18 protein-coding genes are annotated in these 20166 nt (G+C 62.2%); 11 read left to right on the top strand and 7 right to left on the bottom strand.

Annotated features, from left to right (window positions below):
• Positions 1–33: 33 nt before the first annotated feature.
• The 3 genes from glyA to ribD are packed head-to-tail and all read left to right on the top strand — an operon-like array spanning position 34 to position 2840.
• Positions 34–1284 carry a serine hydroxymethyltransferase gene (gene glyA, locus JYJ39_RS03685; protein ID WP_205202146.1) on the top strand — a complete coding sequence of 417 codons (1251 nt, stop codon included), beginning with the start codon at positions 34–36 and terminating at the stop codon, positions 1282–1284.
• Positions 1285–1293: 9 nt separating this feature from the next.
• Complete coding sequence (nrdR, locus tag JYJ39_RS03680) at positions 1294–1758, top strand: transcriptional regulator NrdR (protein ID WP_205202145.1); 465 nt, start codon at positions 1294–1296, stop codon at positions 1756–1758.
• Complete coding sequence (ribD, locus tag JYJ39_RS03675) at positions 1755–2840, top strand: bifunctional diaminohydroxyphosphoribosylaminopyrimidine deaminase/5-amino-6-(5-phosphoribosylamino)uracil reductase RibD (protein WP_205202144.1); 1086 nt, start codon at positions 1755–1757, stop codon at positions 2838–2840. The genes nrdR and ribD overlap by 4 nt, the downstream gene beginning before the upstream one ends.
• On the opposite strand, the gene JYJ39_RS03670 is transcribed toward ribD, so the two are convergent.
• Genes JYJ39_RS03670 through JYJ39_RS03660 form a run of 3 tightly spaced genes read right to left on the bottom strand, consistent with a single transcriptional unit; the run spans position 2837 to position 6333 of the window.
• Positions 2837–3589 (bottom strand): HesA/MoeB/ThiF family protein, encoded by a 753-nt coding sequence (locus tag JYJ39_RS03670; protein WP_205202143.1) that lies wholly within the window; start codon positions 3587–3589, stop codon positions 2837–2839. The two genes, ribD and JYJ39_RS03670, sit on opposite strands and share 4 nt — an antisense overlap.
• A 6-nt stretch (positions 3590–3595) precedes the next feature.
• Positions 3596–5017, bottom strand: coding sequence for a S41 family peptidase (locus JYJ39_RS03665; protein WP_205202142.1), 1422 nt, complete (start codon positions 5015–5017; stop codon positions 3596–3598).
• The gene (locus JYJ39_RS03660; RefSeq protein WP_240189526.1) at positions 5014–6333 is read right to left on the bottom strand and encodes a murein hydrolase activator EnvC family protein; all 1320 of its coding nucleotides are present in this window, start codon (positions 6331–6333) and stop codon (positions 5014–5016) included. The genes JYJ39_RS03665 and JYJ39_RS03660 overlap by 4 nt, the downstream gene beginning before the upstream one ends.
• A 76-nt stretch (positions 6334–6409) precedes the next feature.
• Here JYJ39_RS03660 and JYJ39_RS03655 point away from each other — a divergent pair, with 76 nt between their 5' ends.
• From JYJ39_RS03655 to JYJ39_RS03630, 6 genes are read left to right on the top strand one after another with little or no spacing between them, the layout of a single operon-like run.
• On the top strand, positions 6410–6730 hold the full coding sequence (locus JYJ39_RS03655) for an ArsR/SmtB family transcription factor (protein WP_205202140.1): 321 nt from the start codon (positions 6410–6412) through the stop codon (positions 6728–6730).
• A gap of 3 nt (positions 6731–6733) precedes the next feature.
• Positions 6734–7159 (top strand): rhodanese-like domain-containing protein, encoded by a 426-nt coding sequence (locus JYJ39_RS03650; RefSeq protein ID WP_205202139.1) that lies wholly within the window; start codon positions 6734–6736, stop codon positions 7157–7159.
• Entirely contained in the window at positions 7156–7425 is a 270-nt protein-coding gene (gene grxC / locus JYJ39_RS03645) for a glutaredoxin 3 (protein ID WP_205202138.1), read from the top strand. The genes JYJ39_RS03650 and grxC overlap by 4 nt, the downstream gene beginning before the upstream one ends.
• Before the next feature lie 30 nt (positions 7426–7455).
• Complete coding sequence (gene secB, locus JYJ39_RS03640; protein ID WP_205202137.1) at positions 7456–7935, top strand: protein-export chaperone SecB; 480 nt, start codon at positions 7456–7458, stop codon at positions 7933–7935.
• Positions 7932–8378, top strand: a complete 447-nt coding sequence (locus tag JYJ39_RS03635; RefSeq protein ID WP_205202136.1) for an SH3 domain-containing protein — start codon at positions 7932–7934, stop codon at positions 8376–8378. Before secB ends, JYJ39_RS03635 begins: the two co-directional genes overlap by 4 nt.
• Complete coding sequence (locus JYJ39_RS03630) at positions 8375–9364, top strand: NAD(P)H-dependent glycerol-3-phosphate dehydrogenase (RefSeq protein ID WP_205202135.1); 990 nt, start codon at positions 8375–8377, stop codon at positions 9362–9364. Before JYJ39_RS03635 ends, JYJ39_RS03630 begins: the two co-directional genes overlap by 4 nt.
• A gap of 26 nt (positions 9365–9390) precedes the next feature.
• Here JYJ39_RS03630 and trmL read toward each other — a convergent pair whose 3' ends face one another.
• Positions 9391–9864 (bottom strand): tRNA (uridine(34)/cytosine(34)/5-carboxymethylaminomethyluridine(34)-2'-O)-methyltransferase TrmL, encoded by a 474-nt coding sequence (gene trmL, locus JYJ39_RS03625; protein WP_205202134.1) that lies wholly within the window; start codon positions 9862–9864, stop codon positions 9391–9393.
• Between the two features lie 29 nt (positions 9865–9893).
• Entirely contained in the window at positions 9894–10559 is a 666-nt protein-coding gene (locus tag JYJ39_RS03620) for a ComF family protein (protein WP_205202133.1), read from the bottom strand.
• 202 nt (positions 10560–10761) lie between these two features.
• Here JYJ39_RS03620 and bioB point away from each other — a divergent pair, with 202 nt between their 5' ends.
• The gene (gene bioB, locus JYJ39_RS03615; RefSeq protein ID WP_205202132.1) at positions 10762–11745 is read left to right on the top strand and encodes a biotin synthase BioB; all 984 of its coding nucleotides are present in this window, start codon (positions 10762–10764) and stop codon (positions 11743–11745) included.
• Positions 11742–12647, top strand: a complete 906-nt coding sequence (locus JYJ39_RS03610; RefSeq protein WP_205202130.1) for a methyltransferase domain-containing protein — start codon at positions 11742–11744, stop codon at positions 12645–12647. The genes bioB and JYJ39_RS03610 overlap by 4 nt, the downstream gene beginning before the upstream one ends.
• Before the next feature lie 10 nt (positions 12648–12657).
• Here JYJ39_RS03610 and pbpC read toward each other — a convergent pair whose 3' ends face one another.
• Both pbpC and JYJ39_RS03600 read right to left on the bottom strand, forming a co-directional pair.
• Entirely contained in the window at positions 12658–14967 is a 2310-nt protein-coding gene (pbpC, locus tag JYJ39_RS03605) for a penicillin-binding protein 1C (protein WP_240189525.1), read from the bottom strand.
• Between the two features lie 48 nt (positions 14968–15015).
• The gene (locus JYJ39_RS03600; protein WP_205202128.1) at positions 15016–20094 is read right to left on the bottom strand and encodes an alpha-2-macroglobulin family protein; all 5079 of its coding nucleotides are present in this window, start codon (positions 20092–20094) and stop codon (positions 15016–15018) included.
• Positions 20095–20166: the final 72 nt, after the last annotated feature.

Genomic DNA, 20166 nt, shown 5'->3' with positions numbered 1-20166 from the left:
TGCGCCTTTCCCTTCACTGGCTTGAGGCACTCCATGTTCTCCGCGAAAAACACCCTGGCAACCGTTGATCCTGAACTCTGGCAGGCCGTGCAGGCCGAAAATCGCCGGCAGGAAGAGCACATCGAACTTATTGCGTCGGAAAACTATGTCAGTCCGGCGGTGATGGAAGCGCAGGGTTCGCAGCTGACCAATAAGTACGCCGAGGGTTATCCCGGCAAGCGTTACTACGGTGGCTGCGAGCATGTGGATGTGGCCGAACAGATCGCTATCGATCGTATCAAGGCCTTGTTTGGTGCAGATGCCGCCAACGTGCAGCCGAATTCCGGTTCGCAGGCCAACCAGGCTGTCCTGATGGCCTTTGCCAAGCCGGGCGACACCATCATGGGCATGAGCCTGGCTGAAGGCGGCCACCTGACCCACGGCATGCCGCTCAACATGTCGGGCAAATGGTTCAACGTCGTGGCCTATGGTCTGGACGCCAATGAAGCCATCGACTACGAAAAAATGGAGGCGATGGCGCGCGAGCACAAGCCGAAGATCATCATTGCCGGTGCCTCGGCATACGCCCTGCGCATTGATTTCGAGCGTTTTGCCAAAATTGCCCGCGAAGTCGGCGCCATCCTCTGGGTGGATATGGCGCATTACGCCGGTCTCATTGCTGCCGGCCTGTATCCGAATCCGGTACCGCACGCCGATGTCGTGACCACCACCACCCATAAAACCCTGCGCGGACCGCGTGGTGGTGTGGTGCTGATGAAGGCCGAGCACGAAAAAGCCATCAACTCGGCCATTTTCCCTGGCCTGCAGGGTGGGCCGTTGATGCATGTCATCGCAGCCAAGGCCGTGGCCTTCAAGGAAGCCGCCGCGCCCGAATTCAAGCGCTACCAAGAACAGGTCATCAAGAATGCGGCCGCCATGGCCCGGGTGCTGGGTGAGGATCGCGGTCTGCGTATCGTCTCCGGCCGCACCGAGAGCCATCTGTTCCTGGTTGACCTGCGGCCGAAGAATCTGACCGGCAAGGAAGCGGAAGCTGCTTTGGGGCGCGCCCATATTACGGTTAACAAGAACGGCATCCCGAACGATCCGCAGAAGCCTTTCGTGACGTCCGGTATCCGCATCGGTTCGCCCGCCATGACGACGCGCGGTTTCGGAGAAACAGAAGCGGTGCAAATCGCCCATCTGATCGCCGATGTGCTGGATGCGCCGAATGATGAAGCGGTGGCCGCCCGTGTGCGTGAACAGGTTGCGGCGCTGTGCCAGCGCTTCCCGGTGTACGGCGCCTGATACTGTCGCATGAAGTGCCCTTTCTGTGGCCATGAGGAAACCGGGGTAGTCGATACCCGGGTTTCCGATGAAGGCGACATCGTGCGCCGGCGGCGCAAATGCACCGCCTGTGAGAAGCGCTTTACCACCTACGAGCGGCCGGAAATCCAGTTGCCGCAGGTGGTCAAGAAAAATGGTTCGCGGATCGAGTTTTCCCGGGCCAAGCTGCGCGCCAGCCTCGATCTGGCGTTGCGCAAGCGGCCCGTATCTACGGAGCTGGTTGATGCGGCGGTGACCGCCATTGAAGAGAAGTTGCTGTCGGCGGGATTGCGCGAGGTGCTGTCACAGCAACTGGGTGAGCTGGTCATGGCCGAGTTGAAGAAGCTCGATAAAGTTGCCTATATCCGTTTTGCCTCGGTGTACCGGAATTTCGAGGATGTCGATGCCTTTTCCCGGGCGATCAAGGAAGTGTCTCCCGCTGCGCGCAAGAAATGAGCTTTACGGCGTTTGATCACGCCATGATGGCGCGGGCGCTGCAGCTGGCAGAGCGTGGCCTGTGGACAACATCGCCGAATCCCCGGGTGGGCTGTGTCATTGCGCAACAGGGGCAGGTGGTTGGCGAGGGCTGGCATGTGCGGGCCGGTGAGCCGCATGCCGAGGTGCATGCCCTGCGCCAGGCAGGCGCCGCCGCGCGCGGTGCAACTGCCTATGTTTCGCTGGAACCCTGCAGCCATCACGGGCGCACGCCGCCCTGTGCCGAGGCGCTGATCGCAGCCGGAGTGGCGCGGGTGATCGCGGCCATGCCGGATCCCAACCCGCAGGTTGCCGGTCGTGGTCTGGCACGGTTGCAGGCGGCCGGCGTGCACGTAGCCAGCGGCTTGCTGGCTGCGGAGGCGGAAGAGCTCAATATCGGTTTTGTGTCGCGCATGCGGCGGGGGCGGCCCTGGCTGCGAGTGAAAATGGCCGCCAGTCTGGATGGCAAGACCGCGCTGCTGAATGGTGCCAGTCAGTGGATCACCGGGCCGGCGGCGCGTGCCGACGGGCATCGTTGGCGTGCCCGGGCCTGCGCCATCCTTACCGGCAGTGGCACAGTGCTGGCGGATGATCCCAGTTTGACCGTGCGTGCCGTCGATACGGAACGGCAGCCGTTGCGGGTCGTGCTCGATGCACGTCTGGAAACGCCGCCGTCGGCCAAGCTGCTGCGAGGGGGGGCTCTGCTGGTGGCGGCGCAGGCCGACGCCGTGCGCGCGGAACGGTTGCGCGCCGCGGGGGGCGAAATTCTGCAGTTGCCGGGCGACCCGGGTCGTGTCGATCTGCCTGCACTGCTGCAGGCACTGGCTGCGCGCGGTTGTAACGAAGTGCATGTGGAAGCCGGGGCAGGGCTCAATGGCGCCTTGCTGCAGGCCGGCCTGGTGGACGAAGTGCTGATCTATCTCGCCCCCACGTTGCTCGGCGATCAGGCGCTGGGCTTGTGCCGCCTGCCGGAGCTCAGTGAACTCGCCGGGCAGCGCCGGCTCGATGTGATTGACCTGCGCAAGATCGGGCCAGATATTTTCCTGCGCGCCCGCCCGCTTTAACCGGGTTTGCCGCAGACCGCACAGGATGGATCGCGGTTGAAGCGGCTGCTGCGCCACTGCATGTCGAGACTGTCGATCAGCAGCAGGCGGCCATTCAGGGGCCGGCCGATACCCGCCAGCAGTTTCAGGGCTTCGGCCGCCTGCATGCTGCCGACGATGCCGGTGAGCGGTGCAAACACGCCCGTTACAGCACAACGGGTTTCTTCCACGTCGTCGGCTTCCGGAAACAGGCAGTGATAGCAGGGTGCTTCGGCCCGATCCAGGGTGTAGACGCTGACCTGGCCGTCAAAGCGGATGGCCGCGCCGGACACCAGGGGGCGTTTCAGGCGTACGCAAGCGCGGTTGATGGCATGCCGGGTGGCAAAGTTGTCGCTGCAATCCAGCACGATATCGACCGCGGCTGTCAGTTCCTCGAGTCGAGCGGTATCGAGGCGTTCCGGCAGGGGGATGACGCTGACCTCCGGGTTGATTTCGGCCAGGGTGATTTGCCCCGACAAGGCCTTGTTCATGCCGATGCGGTTGTCGCGATGCAGGATCTGGCGTTGCAGATTGGTCAGGTCGACCGTGTCGTGGTCCGCCAGTACGATCTGCCCGACACCGGCGGCCGCCAGATAAAGCGCCGCCGGTGAGCCGAGGCCGCCGGCGCCGACGATGAGCACTCGCCCGGCCAGGATGCGCTGCTGGCCTTCGACGCCCAGCGCATCGAGCAGGATGTGCCGGCTGTAGCGCAGCAGCTGCGGGTCATCCATCCCGGCTTATGGTTGCCGCTTGCCCTGCATGATCTGCGTGGCCTTGAGGATGTTGAGTGCCTGCTGGAACTGGTAGTCGTCCTTGCTGGCATATTCCAGGCGGGCGCTCGGCAGGTCATCTTCATCCTTGGTTGAATTCTTGGCGGCGTCCTTGTTGTCTTTTTCACCTTTAGCGGCGGGTTTCGCTGCGGCGGCGGGCTTGCTGTCCTTGCCCGGCTCGGCCTTGTCTTCCAGGTGCCGCTCCAGATCCGCTTCACGAATACGAGGACCATTGGTGCCGTTGGGGGTTTCTTCAACGACGATGTCCGGGGTGATGCCTTTGGCCTGAATGGAGCGGCCGGATGGGGTGAAGTAGCGGGCCGTGGTGAGTTTGATGGCGGTGTTGTTCGGCAGCGGCAGTACGGATTGCACCGAGCCTTTGCCAAAGGTCTGGGTGCCGACGATGGCGGCGCGGTTGTGATCTTGCAGGGCGCCGGCCACGATTTCCGATGCGGAGGCTGAACCGCCATTGACCAGAACCACCATTGGCACTTTCTTGATGCCGACCGGCAACTTGCTGAGCGGGTCTTCGCGCGTGCCACGCAGGTAGTCGCTGGGGCGGGAGAGGAATTCCTGTTTGGCGTCGGGCGTGCGGCCGTCAGTGGAAACGACTTTCACGTCCGGCGGCAGGAACGCCGCCGAAACGCCGATGGCGCCGTTGAGCAGACCGCCCGGATCGTTGCGTAGATCCAGTACCAGGCCCTTCAGGTCGCCTTCCTTGTACAGGGAGTTGAGGTGCTTGGCCAGGTCGGCAATGGTGGTTTCCTGGAACTGGGTGATGCGGACCCAGCCGTAACCGGGTTCGACGATTTTCGATTTGACGCTTTGAACCTTGATGATTTCGCGCGTCAGGGTGAGTTCGATCGGCTTGCTCTCGCCTTTGCGCAGAATGCTCAGGCGGATCGAGGTTTTGGGTTTGCCGCGCATTTTCTTGACGGCATCGGACAGGCTCATGCCTTTGACCAGGGTGTCGTCGAGCTTGAAAATCAGGTCGCCGGATTTGACGCCGGCGCGATAAGCCGGCGTATCCTCGATTGGCGAAACCACCTTGACCAAGCCGTCTTCCATGCCGACCTCGATGCCCAGCCCGCCGAATTCGCCTTGCGTGCCCACCTGCAGGTCCTTGAAGGAGTCGGCGTCGAGGTACGAGGAGTGGGGGTCAAGATTGGAGAGCAGGCCGGAAATCGCGTTGGCGATCATCTTTTTGTCTTCAACCGGTTCGACATAGCCCTGCTTGATGGCGCTATAGACCTCAGCGAAGGTGCGCAGGTCGTCAATCGGCAGTCTGCTGGTGGCGTCCTTCTGGGCGAAAGCCGGTATTTGCAGGGTGATCAGGGCACCGGCGATAAAGCCGCCCAGGGCGAGGCTCCAGGTTTTCAATTTGCTCATTTCAACGTAGCCCAGGATAGGGGGTCGATAGGTTGGCCTTGACGGCGGATTTCAAAGTATAAACCCGATTCCGGGTTGCCCCCGGTATTGCCGACGGTGGCGACGGTATCGCCGCCTTGCACGGCTTGTCCGACCTGTTTCAATAGTGCTTCATTATTGCCGTAGATCGACAGATAGGCGTCGCCGTGATCGATGATGAGGAGATTGCCGAAACCACGCATCCACTCGGCGAAAACCACGCGGCCTTTGGCGATGGCCCTGACCGGGCTGCCGTTGCCTGCACGGATGAATACGCCTCGCCATTGTCCGCCGCCTTCGCGGGCGCCACCAAAGCGGCCGCTGACCGTGCCCTGAACGGGGAGGCGCAGCTTACCCTTGAGCTTGGCGAAACTTCCATCGCTGGGTGCCGGCACATATTGGTTTTCCGGTTCGCGGCCCGGTTTTTCACTGCTGGGTGCAGGGGGCTTTCCTGCCGCCGCCCTGCGTGCTGCTTCCTCCATCTGCTTGCGGCGCTGCGCCTCGGCAGCGCGGGCCGCAGCGGCTTGTTGCGCCAGGATACGGGACAGGCGTTCAACCAGTTGGCTCATGCGTTTTTCGTCCCGCTGCAGAGCGCCAATTTCGCGCCGTTGGCTGCGTACTTTGTCAGAAATTTCGGCATACAAGGCTTTGTGAGCCTGACGCTCCTTGTCGAGCTCGCTGTGCTGCTTACGTTGCTCACTTTCCACTTCAGCCAGTTCGCTGCTGCGCTCCCGGGTTTGTGCCGCGAGCGTTTTTTTCTGCTGGATGGTCTGCCGGATTTCTCCCATCAGCTCGCTGCGGGCGGTGGCAATGGCTGACAGGTAGTGCAGGTCGCGCGCCATTTGGTTGGGGTCGTCGCCGTTGAGCAGAAGTTGCAGGGAGTCTGGATCGCCGCGCAGATACTGACGGTAGAGCAATTGCTCGAGCTGGGTCTGCTGCTGGGCCAGCGTGCCTGCCAGGGTGCGCGATTGTGTTTCCAGTGCGGTCAGCTGGCTTTGCAGGTGGCTGCGCTGACTGCCGAGATCGTGCAGCTGGCGCTGCAGACGGGAAATCTGTCGTTCGGATTCGCGCAGGCGGTCAGCGGCATCGGCGCGTGTGCCTTCGTTGCTGCTCAATTCTTTGCGCAGGCTGTCGATACGTTGGCGCAAGCCGTCGAGATCGGCGCGTTTTTCCGCAATTTCCGGGGCACTGGTCGATTTCTGTGCGCTGGCAGGAGAAACGGTCAGTGCGAAAAAAATCAGCAGCGCGAGCGACTGCACCCAGGGCCGGGCGGGCATGCGCTGATAAAAAAACGACATGGGGAAGGTCCACATTGGGTTCTTGTTCTGGCAAGGCTTATTCTATAATCAACCGTTCAACTGAAACGAGGTTTTCATGGGCGTTATTTCTTCCGTCAACCTGATCGACAAGCAGGAGCACATTGAGACTGCAGCGCGTGCGCTCAAGGCGATCGCGCATCCCCTGCGCTTGAAGATACTGTGCGTGATCGGAGACCAGGAAGCCTGCGTGCAGGATATCGTCGATACCGTGGGTACGTCGCAAAGCAATATTTCCCAGCATCTGGCCATTCTGCGCGAAAAAGGGGTGTTGCTGACGCGCAAGGATGCCAACCGGGTTTTTTATCGGGTGGGCGACCAGCGCACCCTGCAGCTCATCGGCATGATGCGCGAAGTCTTTTGTGGAGTGGAGTCGTAACGCATGCCAATGGATTTTGTTAACCAGAATATCTTGCTCATCGGGATTGTCGTCGTCAGTGGCCTCGGTTTGTTGTGGCCGCTTTTTTTCCGTTCGGTAGGCCAGGCGGTCAATCCCGGCGAAGCAACCTTGCTCATCAATCGCGAAGATGCGCGGATCCTCGATGTGCGTGAAAGCAGCGAACTGGCCAGCGGCAGCTTGCCCAATGCGCTGCACATCCCGGTCAGTCAGCTGGCTGAGCGCTTGCCGGAACTGGAAAGCGGTAAAGGGAAACCCCTGATCGTCTGCTGTACCTCAGGCATGCGTTCGGGACGGGCCTGCTCGATTCTGAAAAAAGCAGGTTTCGAACAGCTGTACAACCTCAGCGGTGGTGTCGATGCCTGGGCTGCGGCCAATTATCCGCTGGTCAAGGGAGGTAAAAAGAAATGACACAGGCAGTCCTGATGTACACCACGGCCGTGTGCCCTTATTGCATTCGTGCCAAACAACTGCTGGCAGCGCGCGGCGTGACCCAGATCGAAGAGGTGCGCGTCGATCTCGAGCCCGAGCGCCGCGAGGAAATGATGCAGCGTACCGGGCGGCGTACCGTGCCGCAGATTTATATCGGCGATACCCATGTCGGGGGCTGCGATGATCTGATTGCCCTGGATGGTGCAGGCAAGTTGCGCCCACTGCTGGCGGGTGAGGCTGAATAATTTAACGTACGGAATCTAGGAAAGAGTCACATGGAAAACAACGAACAGAACACCACCGCTCAGGAAACGCCGGTTTTCGGGATTGAAAAACTTTATGTGCGCGACCTGTCGGTAGAAGTGCCGAACGCACCGGAAATTTTTCTCGAACAGGATAGCCCGCAGGTGGAAATTGGCCTGAATACCAGCGGCCGCGGTGTGGCTGACGGGGTGTTCGAGGTCGTGCTGACGGTGACTGTCACCGCCAAGCTCGGCGATAAGACGGTGTTCCTGGTGGAAGTGGGCCAGGCGGGCATTTTCCGCATTCAAAATGTGCCGGAAGAGCAGCTGGAAGCGCTCATCATGGTGGCCTGCGCCAACATCCTCTTTCCTTACGCCCGCGAAGCGGTGGCCGATTCGGTGACGCGCGCCGGCTTCCAGCCGATCGTGCTGCAACCGGTGAATTTCGAGGCAATGTATATGCAGCGCCTGCAGGAAAGCCAGACGGCAGAAGGCAGCGATTCGCTGCAATGAGTACGCTACGCCTGCGTGCCCTGGCCCTGAGCCTGTGCTTCTTTGCGCCCTGGGCGGGGGCGGTGGATTACCGCTCGGTCGGAGTGCCGGCGGCGATTCTCTACGACGCGCCTTCGCTGCAGGCGAAGAAGCTTTACCTGATCAAGGCACAAACCCCCGTGGAGGCGGTGGTCAAGCTGGATGGCTGGATCAAGGTGCGCGATGCGGAAGGTACGCTGGCCTGGATCGAAGCCGGGCAGCTTGCCCCTCGCCGGACGGTGATCGTTACCGCAGCTCAGACGCCCTTGCGCAGCGAGGCACGCGAGGAGGCGCCGGTGCTGATCGAATGTGGCAAGTGGGTGGTACTCGATTTTGTTGCCGCCGCTGCGCCTGGCTGGGTGCAGGTCAAACATCGCGACGGAGCCACGGGTTTCGTGCGTGCTCATCAGATCTGGGGCTTATGAAACTTGCCATCCTTGGTGCCGGCGCCTGGGGAACCGCGCTGGCGATCGCTTTTGCCGAGCACAATGCGGTCACCCTGTGGTCGCGTGAAACCGATGTGGCGGCGGATCTGCTGCTGCAGCGGGAGAATCGTCGTTTCTTTCCGGGCTATTTCCTGCCGTCGTCGGTGCAGGTTGCAACCGAGTTTGCGAGCGCGCTGGCCGGGGCGGAAGTGGTCCTGGTGGCCACGCCCATGGCAGGGTTGCGGCCAACGTTGGAACATCTGCGGGCGGTGGGGTGCCAATTGCCCGTGCTCTGGGTCTGCAAGGGGTTCGAGGCAGGTAGTGGCTTGCTGGCGCATCAGGTGGTGCGCGAGGTGCTGGGCCCGGAACGTGTCTGTGGCGCACTCTCTGGTCCAAGTTTTGCCGAGGAAGTCGCAGCCGGGCAGCCGACGGCCGTGGCCCTGGCTGCCAATCAGCCGGATTTTGCCCGGCAGACCGCACTGGCCTTGCATGGCAAACGTCTGCGCATCTACGCCAATGACGATTTGGTGGGTGTTGAGGTGGGTGGGGCGGTCAAGAACGTACTGGCCATTGCGACCGGGGTCTGTGATGGTCTGGGCCTGGGGTTGAATGCCCGCGCTGCGTTACTGACCCGCGGGCTGGCGGAAATCGCCCGTCTCGGTGTGGCACTGGGGGCGCAGCGCGAAACCTTTCTCGGACTGGCGGGCATGGGCGACCTGGTGCTGACGTGTACCGGCGACCTGTCGCGCAATCGGCGCGTTGGCTTGGCTTTGGCTGAAGGCAAGTCACTGACGACGATACTCGATGAACTCGGGCACGTCGCTGAAGGCGTCTATACCGCGCGCGAAACGGCGCGACTGGCGAGCGAGCACGGTGTGGACATGCCCATCAGCAGCGCTGTCGCGGCCGTGCTGGCGGGGGAGTTGACCGCTGGACAGGCACTCGAACAATTGATGGCACGCCAGGCCAGGGAAGAAATGGCATAGCGTGTCAGAGGCTGGCGCGTGCGAGGTCACGCGCCAGGGGCGGCGCCAGTGAAATCGCACTGCCGCCAAGCCTCAAAAATACTGACTGCGGCGGCATTGGACAGGTTCAGACTGCGTTGGCCAGCGCGCATGGGTAGGCGCAGGCGCTGCTCCAGCGGAAACTGTTCGCGGATGGAAGGCGGCAGGCCCGCCGTTTCCTGGCCGAAAACGAATACGTCTCCCGGCTGGAAGGCCACCGAAAAAAGTGAGCGACTGCCCTGGGTGGTCAGTGCAAACATGCGCCGACCAGCCAGTGCCTGGCAGCAGGTCTGCCAGTCGGCGTGGCGGGTGAGACGGGTGTATTCGTGATAGTCGAGGCCGGCGCGGCGCAGGTGCTTGTCATCGAGGTCGAAACCCAGGGGCTCGACCAGATGCAGTTCAGCCCCGGTGTTGGCGCACATGCGGATGATATTGCCGGTGTTGGGGGGTATTTCCGGCTGGTAAAGGACGACGGCAAACATGGCGGAAAAGGCGCGATTAAAGCACGGAATCAGTGGCGCAAGGCACGTGCGATCACCGCGACATGCACGCTCTCGGCGCCGTGCAGCTTGAGTACGCGAGCACACTCGCTGGTGGTGCTGCCGCTGGTGAGTACATCGTCCAGCAGCAGGACGCGCTGTTGCCGGTAATCCTGCCGGCAGGAAAAGGCGCCATGCAAGTGGCGCAAGCGTTCCTGTAGTGGCAGTGAGGCCTGCGGGGCGCCGCCCCGGATACGGCTCAGGCCGCGGCTGTCGCACGGGATGGCCAGTGCTTTGGCCAGCGGGCGGGCAATTTCCAGCGTCTGGTTGAAACCGCGTTCGCGCAGGCGCTCACGGTGTAAGGGTACCGGCATGATGCGGTTCCAGTCGTATTCGCGGTGCCAAGGTCTGAGCAGGCGGGTGAGTTGGGCGGCAAACCAGCCGGAGAGGGCAAGCTGCTGGCCATATTTGAAGGAATGAATCAGTTTATCGACCGGAAAATCATAAGCGTAGGCAGCGAATACGCCATCAAAGAAAGGCGGGTGGGCCAGACAGCGCCCGCAGCGCTCGCCGAAAGTGGTATTTTCCAGGCACTGTGGGCAGTGCGGCGCTGGTAGCGGCGGCAGATCACTGCTGCAGGCGGGGCAGATGATTTGTGCCCGACTGCGGGTGTGGCATAGAAGACAGTGGCTGGGCAATAGCTCAGCGCAGTTCGACAGTCTCTGCCTGAGCCAGGAAAGCGTGCGTTGCCAGTGGTCATGATGCCATCTCTTGTTCGGCACATGGCTCGCTGTGACCCGGGTGGAGGCTGCTAAAATTGACTTGTCGCCGGTGGCTTCGGATAATCCATAATTACTGCCGCCCGTCTGCGGCTTTTTTGTATTTTCTTCAGGATATTCCATGTCTAACCCCGCCCTTGCCACGACTGATTCACCAGCCGCTCCCTTGCCTGTCCATCGCTGGACAGTGTCCGAGGTGCTGGCCCTGTACGATCTGCCGCTGATGGACCTGCTGTTTCGTGCGCAGCAAGTGCATCGCGCGCATTTTAATGCCAATGACATCCAGCGTTCAACGCTGTTGTCGGTGAAGACGGGGGGGTGTTCGGAGGATTGCAGCTATTGCTCACAATCGGCCCGATACGATACCGAGCTGGGCCGCGAACGCCTGATGCCGGTTGATGAAGTGGTGGCCGCAGCGCGCCAGGCCAAGGAGAAAGGCGCCTCGCGCTTCTGCATGGGAGCTGCCTGGCGAGGGCCGAAGGAGCAGGATCTGGAGCGCGTCATGGAGATGGTGCGCGAAGTGAAGGCGCTGGGTATGCAGACCTGCGTCACTCTGGGCATGCTCAAGGACGGGCAGGCGCAGAAGCTGAAAGAAGCCGGTCTCGACTACTACAATCACAATCTGGATACCGACAAGGAGTTCTACGGTCAGGTGATCAAGTCGCACAGCCACGACGATCGACTGGATACACTCGACCAGGTCCGCGATGCCGGAATCAACGTCTGCTCCGGCGGCATCATCGGCATGGGGGAAACGCGCAAGAACCGCGCTGCCCTGATCGTCCAGCTGGCAAACCTGCCGACACCGCCGGAATCGGTACCAATCAACAATCTGGTGCCGATTCCTGGGACGCCGCTGGCCGACGTACCGGCGCTCGATCCGTTCGAATTCGTGCGCACGATTGCCGCTGCCCGCATCTGCATGCCGACTTCCTGGGTACGCTTGTCGGCTGGGCGTCAGGCCATGAGCGATGAATTGCAGGCGCTGTGTTTCCTGGCGGGCGCCAATTCGATGTTCTATGGCGACCATCTGCTGACGACCGGTAATCCGGAAGCCGACCGCGACGACGCGCTGTTCGCCCGCCTGGGCTTGCGCGCAGTGTGAACACCGGGCCTGCAGCGACACCGTTTGTTGACCGTCGCCAGGTAGCACGGCGGTTTGCGCGGGCGGCCGCGAATTACCCGGCGGGGGATTTTCTAGCCCGCGAAATCGATCGGCGCATGGCCGAGCGGCTCGATTATGTGCGGCTGACCCCGCAGCGCATTCTTGATCTGGGCTGTAGTCGCGGCGGCAGCTTTGCCGCACTGCAGGCGCGTTATCCCACCGCACGGCTGCACGCCCTGGATCTGGTCGCACCCATGCTGCAGGGCATGGCACAAGAACCCGCTGGCTGGCGGCGCTGGCTGGGGCGAACCGCACCGGGGCCGGTGCCGGTGCAGGCGGATGCGCAAATGCTGCCATTCCGGGAGGCGAGTTTCGACTTGATCTGGTCCAACCTGCTGTTGCACTGGCTGGATCATCCCCTGCCGGCATTTCGCGAAGCACAGCGCAGCCTGTCCAGTGGGGGGCTGTTCATGTTTTCGACCTTGGGGCCGGATACCTTGCGCGAACTGCGGGCTGCCTTTGCCGATGGCGATGCGCACACCCAGCGATTTACCGACATGCATGATCTGGGCGATATGTTGCTTGAGGCCGGTTTTGCCGATCCGGTGGTGGACATGGAAACCATCACCCTGACCTACGACACGCTTGATGCGCTGTTTGCCGATCTGCGTGCTGCCGGTTCGTCCTGTGCCATGCTGGCCCGCCGGCAAGGGATTCTGACGCCACGGCGTCTGAGCGAAGTGAGGGCGGCCTACGACAGCTTGCGTAAGGACGGCAAACTGCCGGCGACTTTCGAAGTGGTCTACGGTCATGCCTGGAAAGGTGAAGGGAAGGCAGTCGCCAGTCGCGGCACGCAGGGCTCAGACAAGGTCATCCGTTTCATGCCCAGGGAAGCACGCTGACCACTTGGACTCATTGCACACTGATGTCCACGCTGTCGTAGTGGCCGGATTCGTCGAGGACGGTGACACGGTAACGTCCCGGGCTGGAAAATGTGTGCAGAAAGCTTTTGCCGGCGGCGCTGTGCCCGATCTGTGTGCCATTGACCAGCCAGAACTTCTCCCCTTGTCCTCCACGCGCCTCCAGGCGCAGGCGAGGTGGGCTGCCAGCAGAACTGCGGTGCAGAATTTCTCCAGGGGTGAGGCCGAAGATTTTCAGTTGATTACTGCTGCTCCGGTCGTGCCCGCAGGTCGGCGACCAGGCGGGAGGCAGGGCGCGCTGGCGTGTTGCTGAATTCAGCCAGGGTTCGAGAGCGGTTGGCCAACGCGCGATAAGCTGCGGCCGCGCCGCGCCGGTGTGGCAGTCCGGCCGAATACGCAAGCCGCTCCGGGCGTCGATGTAGATGCTCTGGCGCGCCGGCCCAGGACGCAGACGGTCAGGGAAGGTTGGTGGCGCCACGGCATTGAGCAGCCAGGCTGTGCGTTCCTGGTGGCATAGTGCGGGCGGCGTGTCGCTGCTGCGGAGGCCGAGCGGCCAGCAGATGCGGGCGGCAGTGACGGATGCGGGGGGGCGGCGCTCAACGGCGGCAGGCAGGTCGAGTGCGGTAAAAATATCCACGAGGAGCGGGGCCGCGATGTTCGCGCCGAAGAATCCGGGATTGGGGGTGCCATCCGGGCGTCCGACCCAGACGCCAATACTGTAGCGATCATTCACACCAATGGCCCAGGCGTCGCGGAAACCGAAGCTGGTGCCGGTTTTCCAGGCAAGACCACGGCGGGACGCGACGCTGCTATCAACGTGTCGTCCCAGTGGTCCCCCGGTTTCAAGCAGGTCACGGATGATGAAGGCGGCACCGGGGCTGAGCAGGCGCGTTTCCTGCAGCGGCTCACTGGCATGATAACGGGGGCGGGCCGCGAGTCCTTGTGCCGCCAGGGCACGATAGGCGCCGACCAGATCTTCCAGGCTGGTGGCTGCGCCGCCCAGGATGACCGAGAGATTGGCTTCCGCGCCTTGGGGTAGATCGAGCTTCAAGCCGCCAGCACGTAGTGCTGTGGTGAAATTGTGCGCACCGAGTTGGGAGAGCACTTCGACGGCGGGCACATTCAGTGATTGGCGCAAGGCTTCGGTGACGCTCACCGGGCCGGAAAAATCCGCCTGGAAGTTGCCTGGCTGGTAGCCGTCGAAGGATTGCGGGACATCAGCAAGTAGCGACTCGGAATGGATCAGGCCAGCATCGAGCGCCATGCCGTAGAGGAAAGGTTTAAGCGTGGAGCCCGGTGAGCGCCGCGCCTGCACCATGTCGACATGGGCAAAGCGGGCATTGTCGGAGAAGTCTGCGGAGCCGGCGTAGGCGCGCACTTCCATGCTGCTGTTATCAACGATCAGCGCTGCCAGGGATACGCGCGGAGGCAGGACGGCCAGTCGACCGGCAAGCAGTTGTTCGAGCAGGTTTTGTGTTGTGGCATCAAGCGTGCTCTCGATGCGTGGCGTGCCGGGGTGGCGCCGCCGCATGCGCTCGGCGAACAGCGGCGCCAGCAGCGGTTCGCGGACGGCCTGTGCGATGACCGGCTCCATCCGGGCATCGGCAATGACGCGCTCGCCCCAGTGCGAGGCCAGACGCTGCAGTACTTTATCCCGGGCCGCTTGGGCCGCCCGCGGGTAGCGGTCAGGGCGCAGCCGCGACGGTGCTTGCGGCAGCACCGCGAGCAGGGCCGCCTCGCCGTGCGAGAGGGACAGCGAGGGTTTGCCGAGATAGGCGCGGCTGGCCGCTTCAACCCCTTCCAGCACCCCGCCCATGGGGGCGTGTGCCAGGTAAAGCTCGAGAATTTCTCTTTTGGAGAGATGGAGTTCCAGTTGCACAGCGCGGAAAATCTGCAGCAGCTTGCCGCTGACGCTACGCGGAATGGGGGTGAGCATGCGCGCCACCTGCATGCTCAGGGTCGAACCGCCGGACACGATTTCTCCATGCCGCAGCCACTGGCCGCTGGCACGGAGCAGGGCCACCGGGTTGATGCCGAAGTGCCAGTAGAAGAAGCGATCCTCGTAGGCGAGTACGGCGTCGATATAGCGTGGGGACACCTCTTCCAGTCGCACCGGATGCCGCCAGACGTGGCGGGCGTCCGGAAAAGCACGTAACGGCGTGCCATCACGGGCCAGGACCAGCTGTACGCCGCGCTGTTCCAGTTGGGCCTGCGGCAGGGGGAACAGTAGGTCAGCGCACAGCAGGCCTGCCAGCAAGGCCGCCAGCAGCCAGCGTGCGTAGGTCAGTGTGCGGGGTCGCACGGTAATCGCCCCTTGTCTTGGCTGTCTGGCGCAACGCCTGCTAACGCATCAATGTTTCTCGCCATCGCTGATGCGGATGCTTTCCTTCTCCATGCTCAGGCCATAGATTGCCGGTTGGTACATGTCCTCGGCGTAGGAGGGGGGGACGATGAAACGCCCTGGCGTCACCACCCGTGCCCGATAGAAGAAATGGGTCGTGCCGGGGGGCAGGCGTGCGGCAACTACGAAGCGGTCATCACGGAACTCGACGTGCTTGATTCGGGCGTCCTGCATCGCGTGGCTCACGGAGATGTTGTCGATGCGCAGTTCATTCTGCTCGCTCTGGATGATGTTCGTATTCTCGATCTCGATACCGGCAGGAATGTAGTCCACGATCATGGCGTTGGCGTAGTCACCATGGGTTGTCACTTCCAGTCGGAGCAGGAGGCTTTCCCCAACGCGCAGGGGGCGCTCGCCAAGCGGCTTGCCGTCAGCGGTGTACCAGCTGCGCTTGAGGGCGAAAGCATCGCTGCGCATTGGGGGCGGCTTGGCTGGATTGCCGGTTAATTCGAGTGAAACGAACAGGCGTGAGGTGTCGCTATTGGTGAGTTTGATGCCGCGCGTCAGGGCCGTATTTTCGATGGCCATGAATTGCATGCCTTTGCCACTCAGGGTCTGGCTGCTCTTGCCCTGCATCAGGCTGGCTTGCCAGCCATTGCCGTCGCTACGGGCAAAGTCCTGTCCCAGCAGGAAAGCGGCCATCCTTTCCTGGGTGCTGAGGTAACGGTTTTTTTCCAGCTCGCCTGCGGCAACGTCGATCAGGGCGTTGAGTCCTTCCGGTGCCAGTTTGTGCTTCTTGAGCAGGACGTACATCAGTGCCGAGTCACGCAGGGTGCTGCCGTAATCTCCCCACCAGTAGCGGTTGTCGCGTGGTTTCTTCAAAGCGGCGTCGATGCTGGCTTGGCTGCGGGGCTCGTCCCCCATCAGTTTCAGGGCTAATCCCAGGTGAACCAGGGCTAGTCCTGAGTGTGACTGCTCACTTGATTCAGCCAGTTGGCGCAGAGTGGCGAGCGGGGCGCGGCCATGCAGTGCCAGCACGTAGGCGCCATAAGCGAGCACACCGAAGCGGCCGGAGCCGGCATAGCGCCAGTCGCTCCAGGTACGGTTGCGGTTATAGCGGAGAGGGCCACGCGGCAGAGTGGCGACGCCTTCCTGCAGACCCTTGAGCAGAAATTCGAGCGCTTTTTTCTCCATCTCCGCGGGTACGGCGAAGCCCTGTTCGCGCGCGTCGTTCAGGAAATGGGTGACGTAGGCGGAGAGCCAGTATTCGTACTCGCCATGGTTGCCCCACAGGCTGAAGCCGCCGTTAGGCGCCTGCATGCCGGCCAGGCGGGCAATCGAGGTGTCGAGCATGGCTGCCCGCTGGGCCGGACTATAGACTTTGAGGTCGAATTTCCGGGCGGCCTCTTCATCAATGAAGAGGTGCGGATAGGCCGTGCTGGTGGTTTGCTCGACGCAGCCATAAGGATAGGTGAGCAGGCCACGGACGGCGCTACGGACATCAATGGGTGGTTTGTCGGAAAGCGTCAGATTGGCGTTGGCAGTCTGCGGCAGGAAGCCACCCAGGTCACTTTCCCTGATGTCAAGGCTGGCGCCGGGTTCAATGATGTAGCGACGGCTCAGGGTTTGCCGGGGCGTCGGCGCTTGCACCTGCAGCGGGAACGTGCGTGTCAGCGTGCTGCGTGGGCTGTCGATGCGGACCTGAACCTCGGTCAGGCCGTGTGCTGAACCGGCTTCCAGCGGGATGCGGAGAATGCGTTTTTCCTGATCCTGCAGCGTGACCTTTTGCGTCGGGTTGCGGAGCAGCAGGCCGTCCGTGTTGCTGACCTGGATGCTGATCTCCTGCGCGCTTCCTGCCAGATTGTGCACGTCGAGCGCCAGCAGGGCAGCGTCACCGATCGAAAGGAAACGCGGTGTGGCGAGTTCCACGACCAGCGGTGCGGCGATGGTGACCTCGGTTTCCTGCATGCCGAAGCGTCCGGCGCTGCTGGCGACGGCCATCAGGCGCAGCTTGCCGTTGAAATCGGGAACGGGCAGGCTGATTTCGGCCTCGCCATTGGCATCGAGGGCGACCGGACCGCTGAACAGGTCCACCAGGCGGACTTTCTTCGGCAGGCTGCGGGTGGCGCTCGGTGCTGCGTCTCCACCCCACTTCAGCTTGCCTTTCCGGCCGGCCATCTTTTCGATCAAGCGACCGTAGACATCGTACAGATCCTGACCGTAGCGCAACTTGGCAAAAAAGAAGGCGAAGGGGTCCGGGCTTTTGAACCCGGTAATGCCGAGAATGCCGGAGTCGACCGCGGAGAGAGTCACCATGGCCGGATGGCCTTTTGCTTCCGGGACTTTGATCTTCACCTTGAGCGGGCGGTCCGGTTCCATTTTTTTCGGTGCATCGAGGCTGACCGTCAGCCTGCGCTCATCACGGCTCAGGGGCAGATAAGCGATGCCCAGGGCGCGGGCTGGGGTGATTTTGCTGCCGCTGTTGCCCGGGCGCAGGACCATGGCGGTGACGTAGAGGTCATGCCGTTTCCAGTCCGGAGCGATCGGCAGATCGATGCGTGTATCGCCGCTACCGACCTGGATGCGTTTCGACCACAGCAGCCGGTCGCCTTCAACTGTAATCAGGGCTTCGCCGGCATGTGGCGGGGTCAGTGTCAGGCGCGCGGTTTCGCCTTCCCGGTAGTTGGCTTTGTCGAATTTCAGCGCAACCCGGTCCGGGCGCACGCCCTGTGATTCGTCATCCTTGGCAAACCAGCCGGCGTAGAAACGGTAACGGCTGACGAGTTGTGTTTCCGGATTCAGGACTTCCACCCGGTAGCGGCCGTGTTTTACGGGGAACAGTAGTTTGCCGCGGCCGCCCGCGGGAATGTCCACCGTGCTGCTGGCCACCAGTTCGTCTGTTTCAGTAAAACCGGAGTGCCAGCCCCGTTGATCGTCGAAACGCCAGTACCAGTCGCGGTTTTCTCGGAAAATGCGGACGGGTAGGGCTTTTGCTGCGTGCAGCCTGCCTTGTGCGTCGGCCAGTACGGCTTCAAATTCAACGCTGGAGTTTTCCCGTGCATATTCGCCCTTGAACAGTGGGCGCAGGCCGACCAGTGCCGGAGCCGGCCACCAGGTGCGCTCGACGCTGCGGATGACCGGGCGGCCACCGCTTTCAAGCAAACTGAGTGTGGCGCGGACGGTGAATGGTGAGCGGCGGTTGTCCAGGGAGGACAGGTCAACCTCCAGTTGTGCCTTGCCTTGCGCGTCAAGGGCGATTTCTTCCAGTTCCTGGCGCTGGCGCACGGTGGCTTCGTCAGCGTCGCCAAAAATGAAACCGGGAAGTTTGCCGGGGAGTGCCTGCGGATTGGGGGTGGTGTTGACGACGCCGAGCAGGCGGTTGCCGGCGGTGGGGGCGCCGTACAGGTAAGTGCCCTGAACCGCCAGCTGCCAGTTGGCCCCAGCAGTCAGGGTGCCGCTGCTGGGGCCGGGATCAAGCTTCATGCGCTCAGGAAGGAATTCCTCGACATTGAAATTCAGGCTGCTGCTGGCGTGTCTGGCAGCGGGGTCGCCGCGCAGTTCCAGGCGCCAGGTGCCGGTGGCGGCATCGGCGGGCAGATCGATCTGCTGCTGGTAGTGGCCAGAGAATGCCTTGCTGGGCGACCAGTTGGTGGTCCATTGGGCCTTGCCATCCGGTCGGCGCAGCAGGGCCTGGATCGGTTGCGCCGGAACCGGGTGGCCATCGGTGTCGCGAGCCAATACAGAAACGGCGAAGCTTTCGCCAGGGCGATAGAGATCACGGCCGCTGTAGGCGAAGAGGCGAATGGGAGAAGAGACCAGCCCGGCTGTATCGAATTCAGAGAGATCGAGTGCGGGTTCCTTGAGGGCGATCAGCGAAAGTTGTTCGCCCTTGCGGGCGATAACGATGCGAGCGTTGTGCGGACGTTCAGCAAATGCCGCCCGGCCATCGCCATCGGTTCTGGCCTGCCCCAGAACCTTGCCGTCGGCGTCCAGCCAGGAAACGTCCACATCTCGTACGGCTTTGCCGTCAACGAGTGAGCTGACAAAGGCGTCGGCACTGCCCGCCGCATGATCGCGTAGATGCAGGCCCAGATCGCTGATGTAGAAGTAGGTGGTTTGCTGCTCGCTGCGGAAACGGTTGGGTTGTGTCATGACGGCGATGTACACGCCCGGTTCACGTAGTTCCGGAATGTCTTCGACCGGGATGAAGGTGACGCTACGACGGTTGGCTTTGGGTTCCGTGTTGAAGCGGCCGGCGTACACACTGGTTGTCATTGTGTGCAGGCGGTCCAGCGTCCAGGAGTTGATTGCACCTTTGAGATCGGTACGGTCATAGTCGTCGTAATACTCTTCCTCATCCGCAGTGCGTGGCGTTGATTTCCCTTGTGTGACCTTGTCGAGGAAGGCGGGGAGTGAATCAGGCTTGACCTTCAGGAACTGGATATCCACTTCCGGGACATTCACCGTAGTTACCGGCAACCCCCCATTTTGTCCGGCGGGGAGGACCATGCCGCGACTGGCAAAGTAAAACGCCGGGGTGACCGCAGCGGTACGGATCGCGTAACGTTGTTCAGCACCCAGGGTTTTCCCGTTGCGCGCGGCCAGGTTGCCCTGGATGCGGATCAGATAACGTGTCTGCGGCTTGATGCCCGGGAAGAACAGCAGGCGAGGGTTTTCGCCGACGACCCAGGCCCCGGGCACCGTTTTGCCGCCGTCAAGCTGGGTGTCCTTGGCATCGCTGCTGACTTCGCTGGCGGCAGGTGCCTGCGCTTCATCGTGCCACGGCGCGTCATCATTCGTGTTTTTGAGGTCTTCGGGCCGTGCCGGCATTTCCAGCACCTGAATGAATTCACCGGGGCGGGCGCGGGCATCAAGGGGCAGGCTGAATGACAGCGCCAGGGCCGGAGCGCCGTCAAATTCCCGATGTGCGGCTTCCAGAATGGTAAATGCTGCGTTTCTGTCTTCTTCCTGCTCGGGTGGGCCGTCAGTCCTATCGCCGGACTGGAGAAAGAGGCTCAACGCTACGGCGACGCCAACAAGCAAAAGGGCGAGAAGGTTGCGTGGGGAAAAGAGGGTGCGTGCTTGCATTGTGTGATCCGGTTCGCTGGGCCACCACGAAGTCGGGGGCGGCTTAATCCCCTAGCATAATACACGCCCAAG

It is taken from the genome of Azonexus hydrophilus (assembly GCF_905120355.1).
GTDB lineage: Bacteria > Pseudomonadota > Gammaproteobacteria > Burkholderiales > Rhodocyclaceae > Azonexus.
This window is presented reverse-complemented; position numbering and strand designations above follow the sequence as displayed.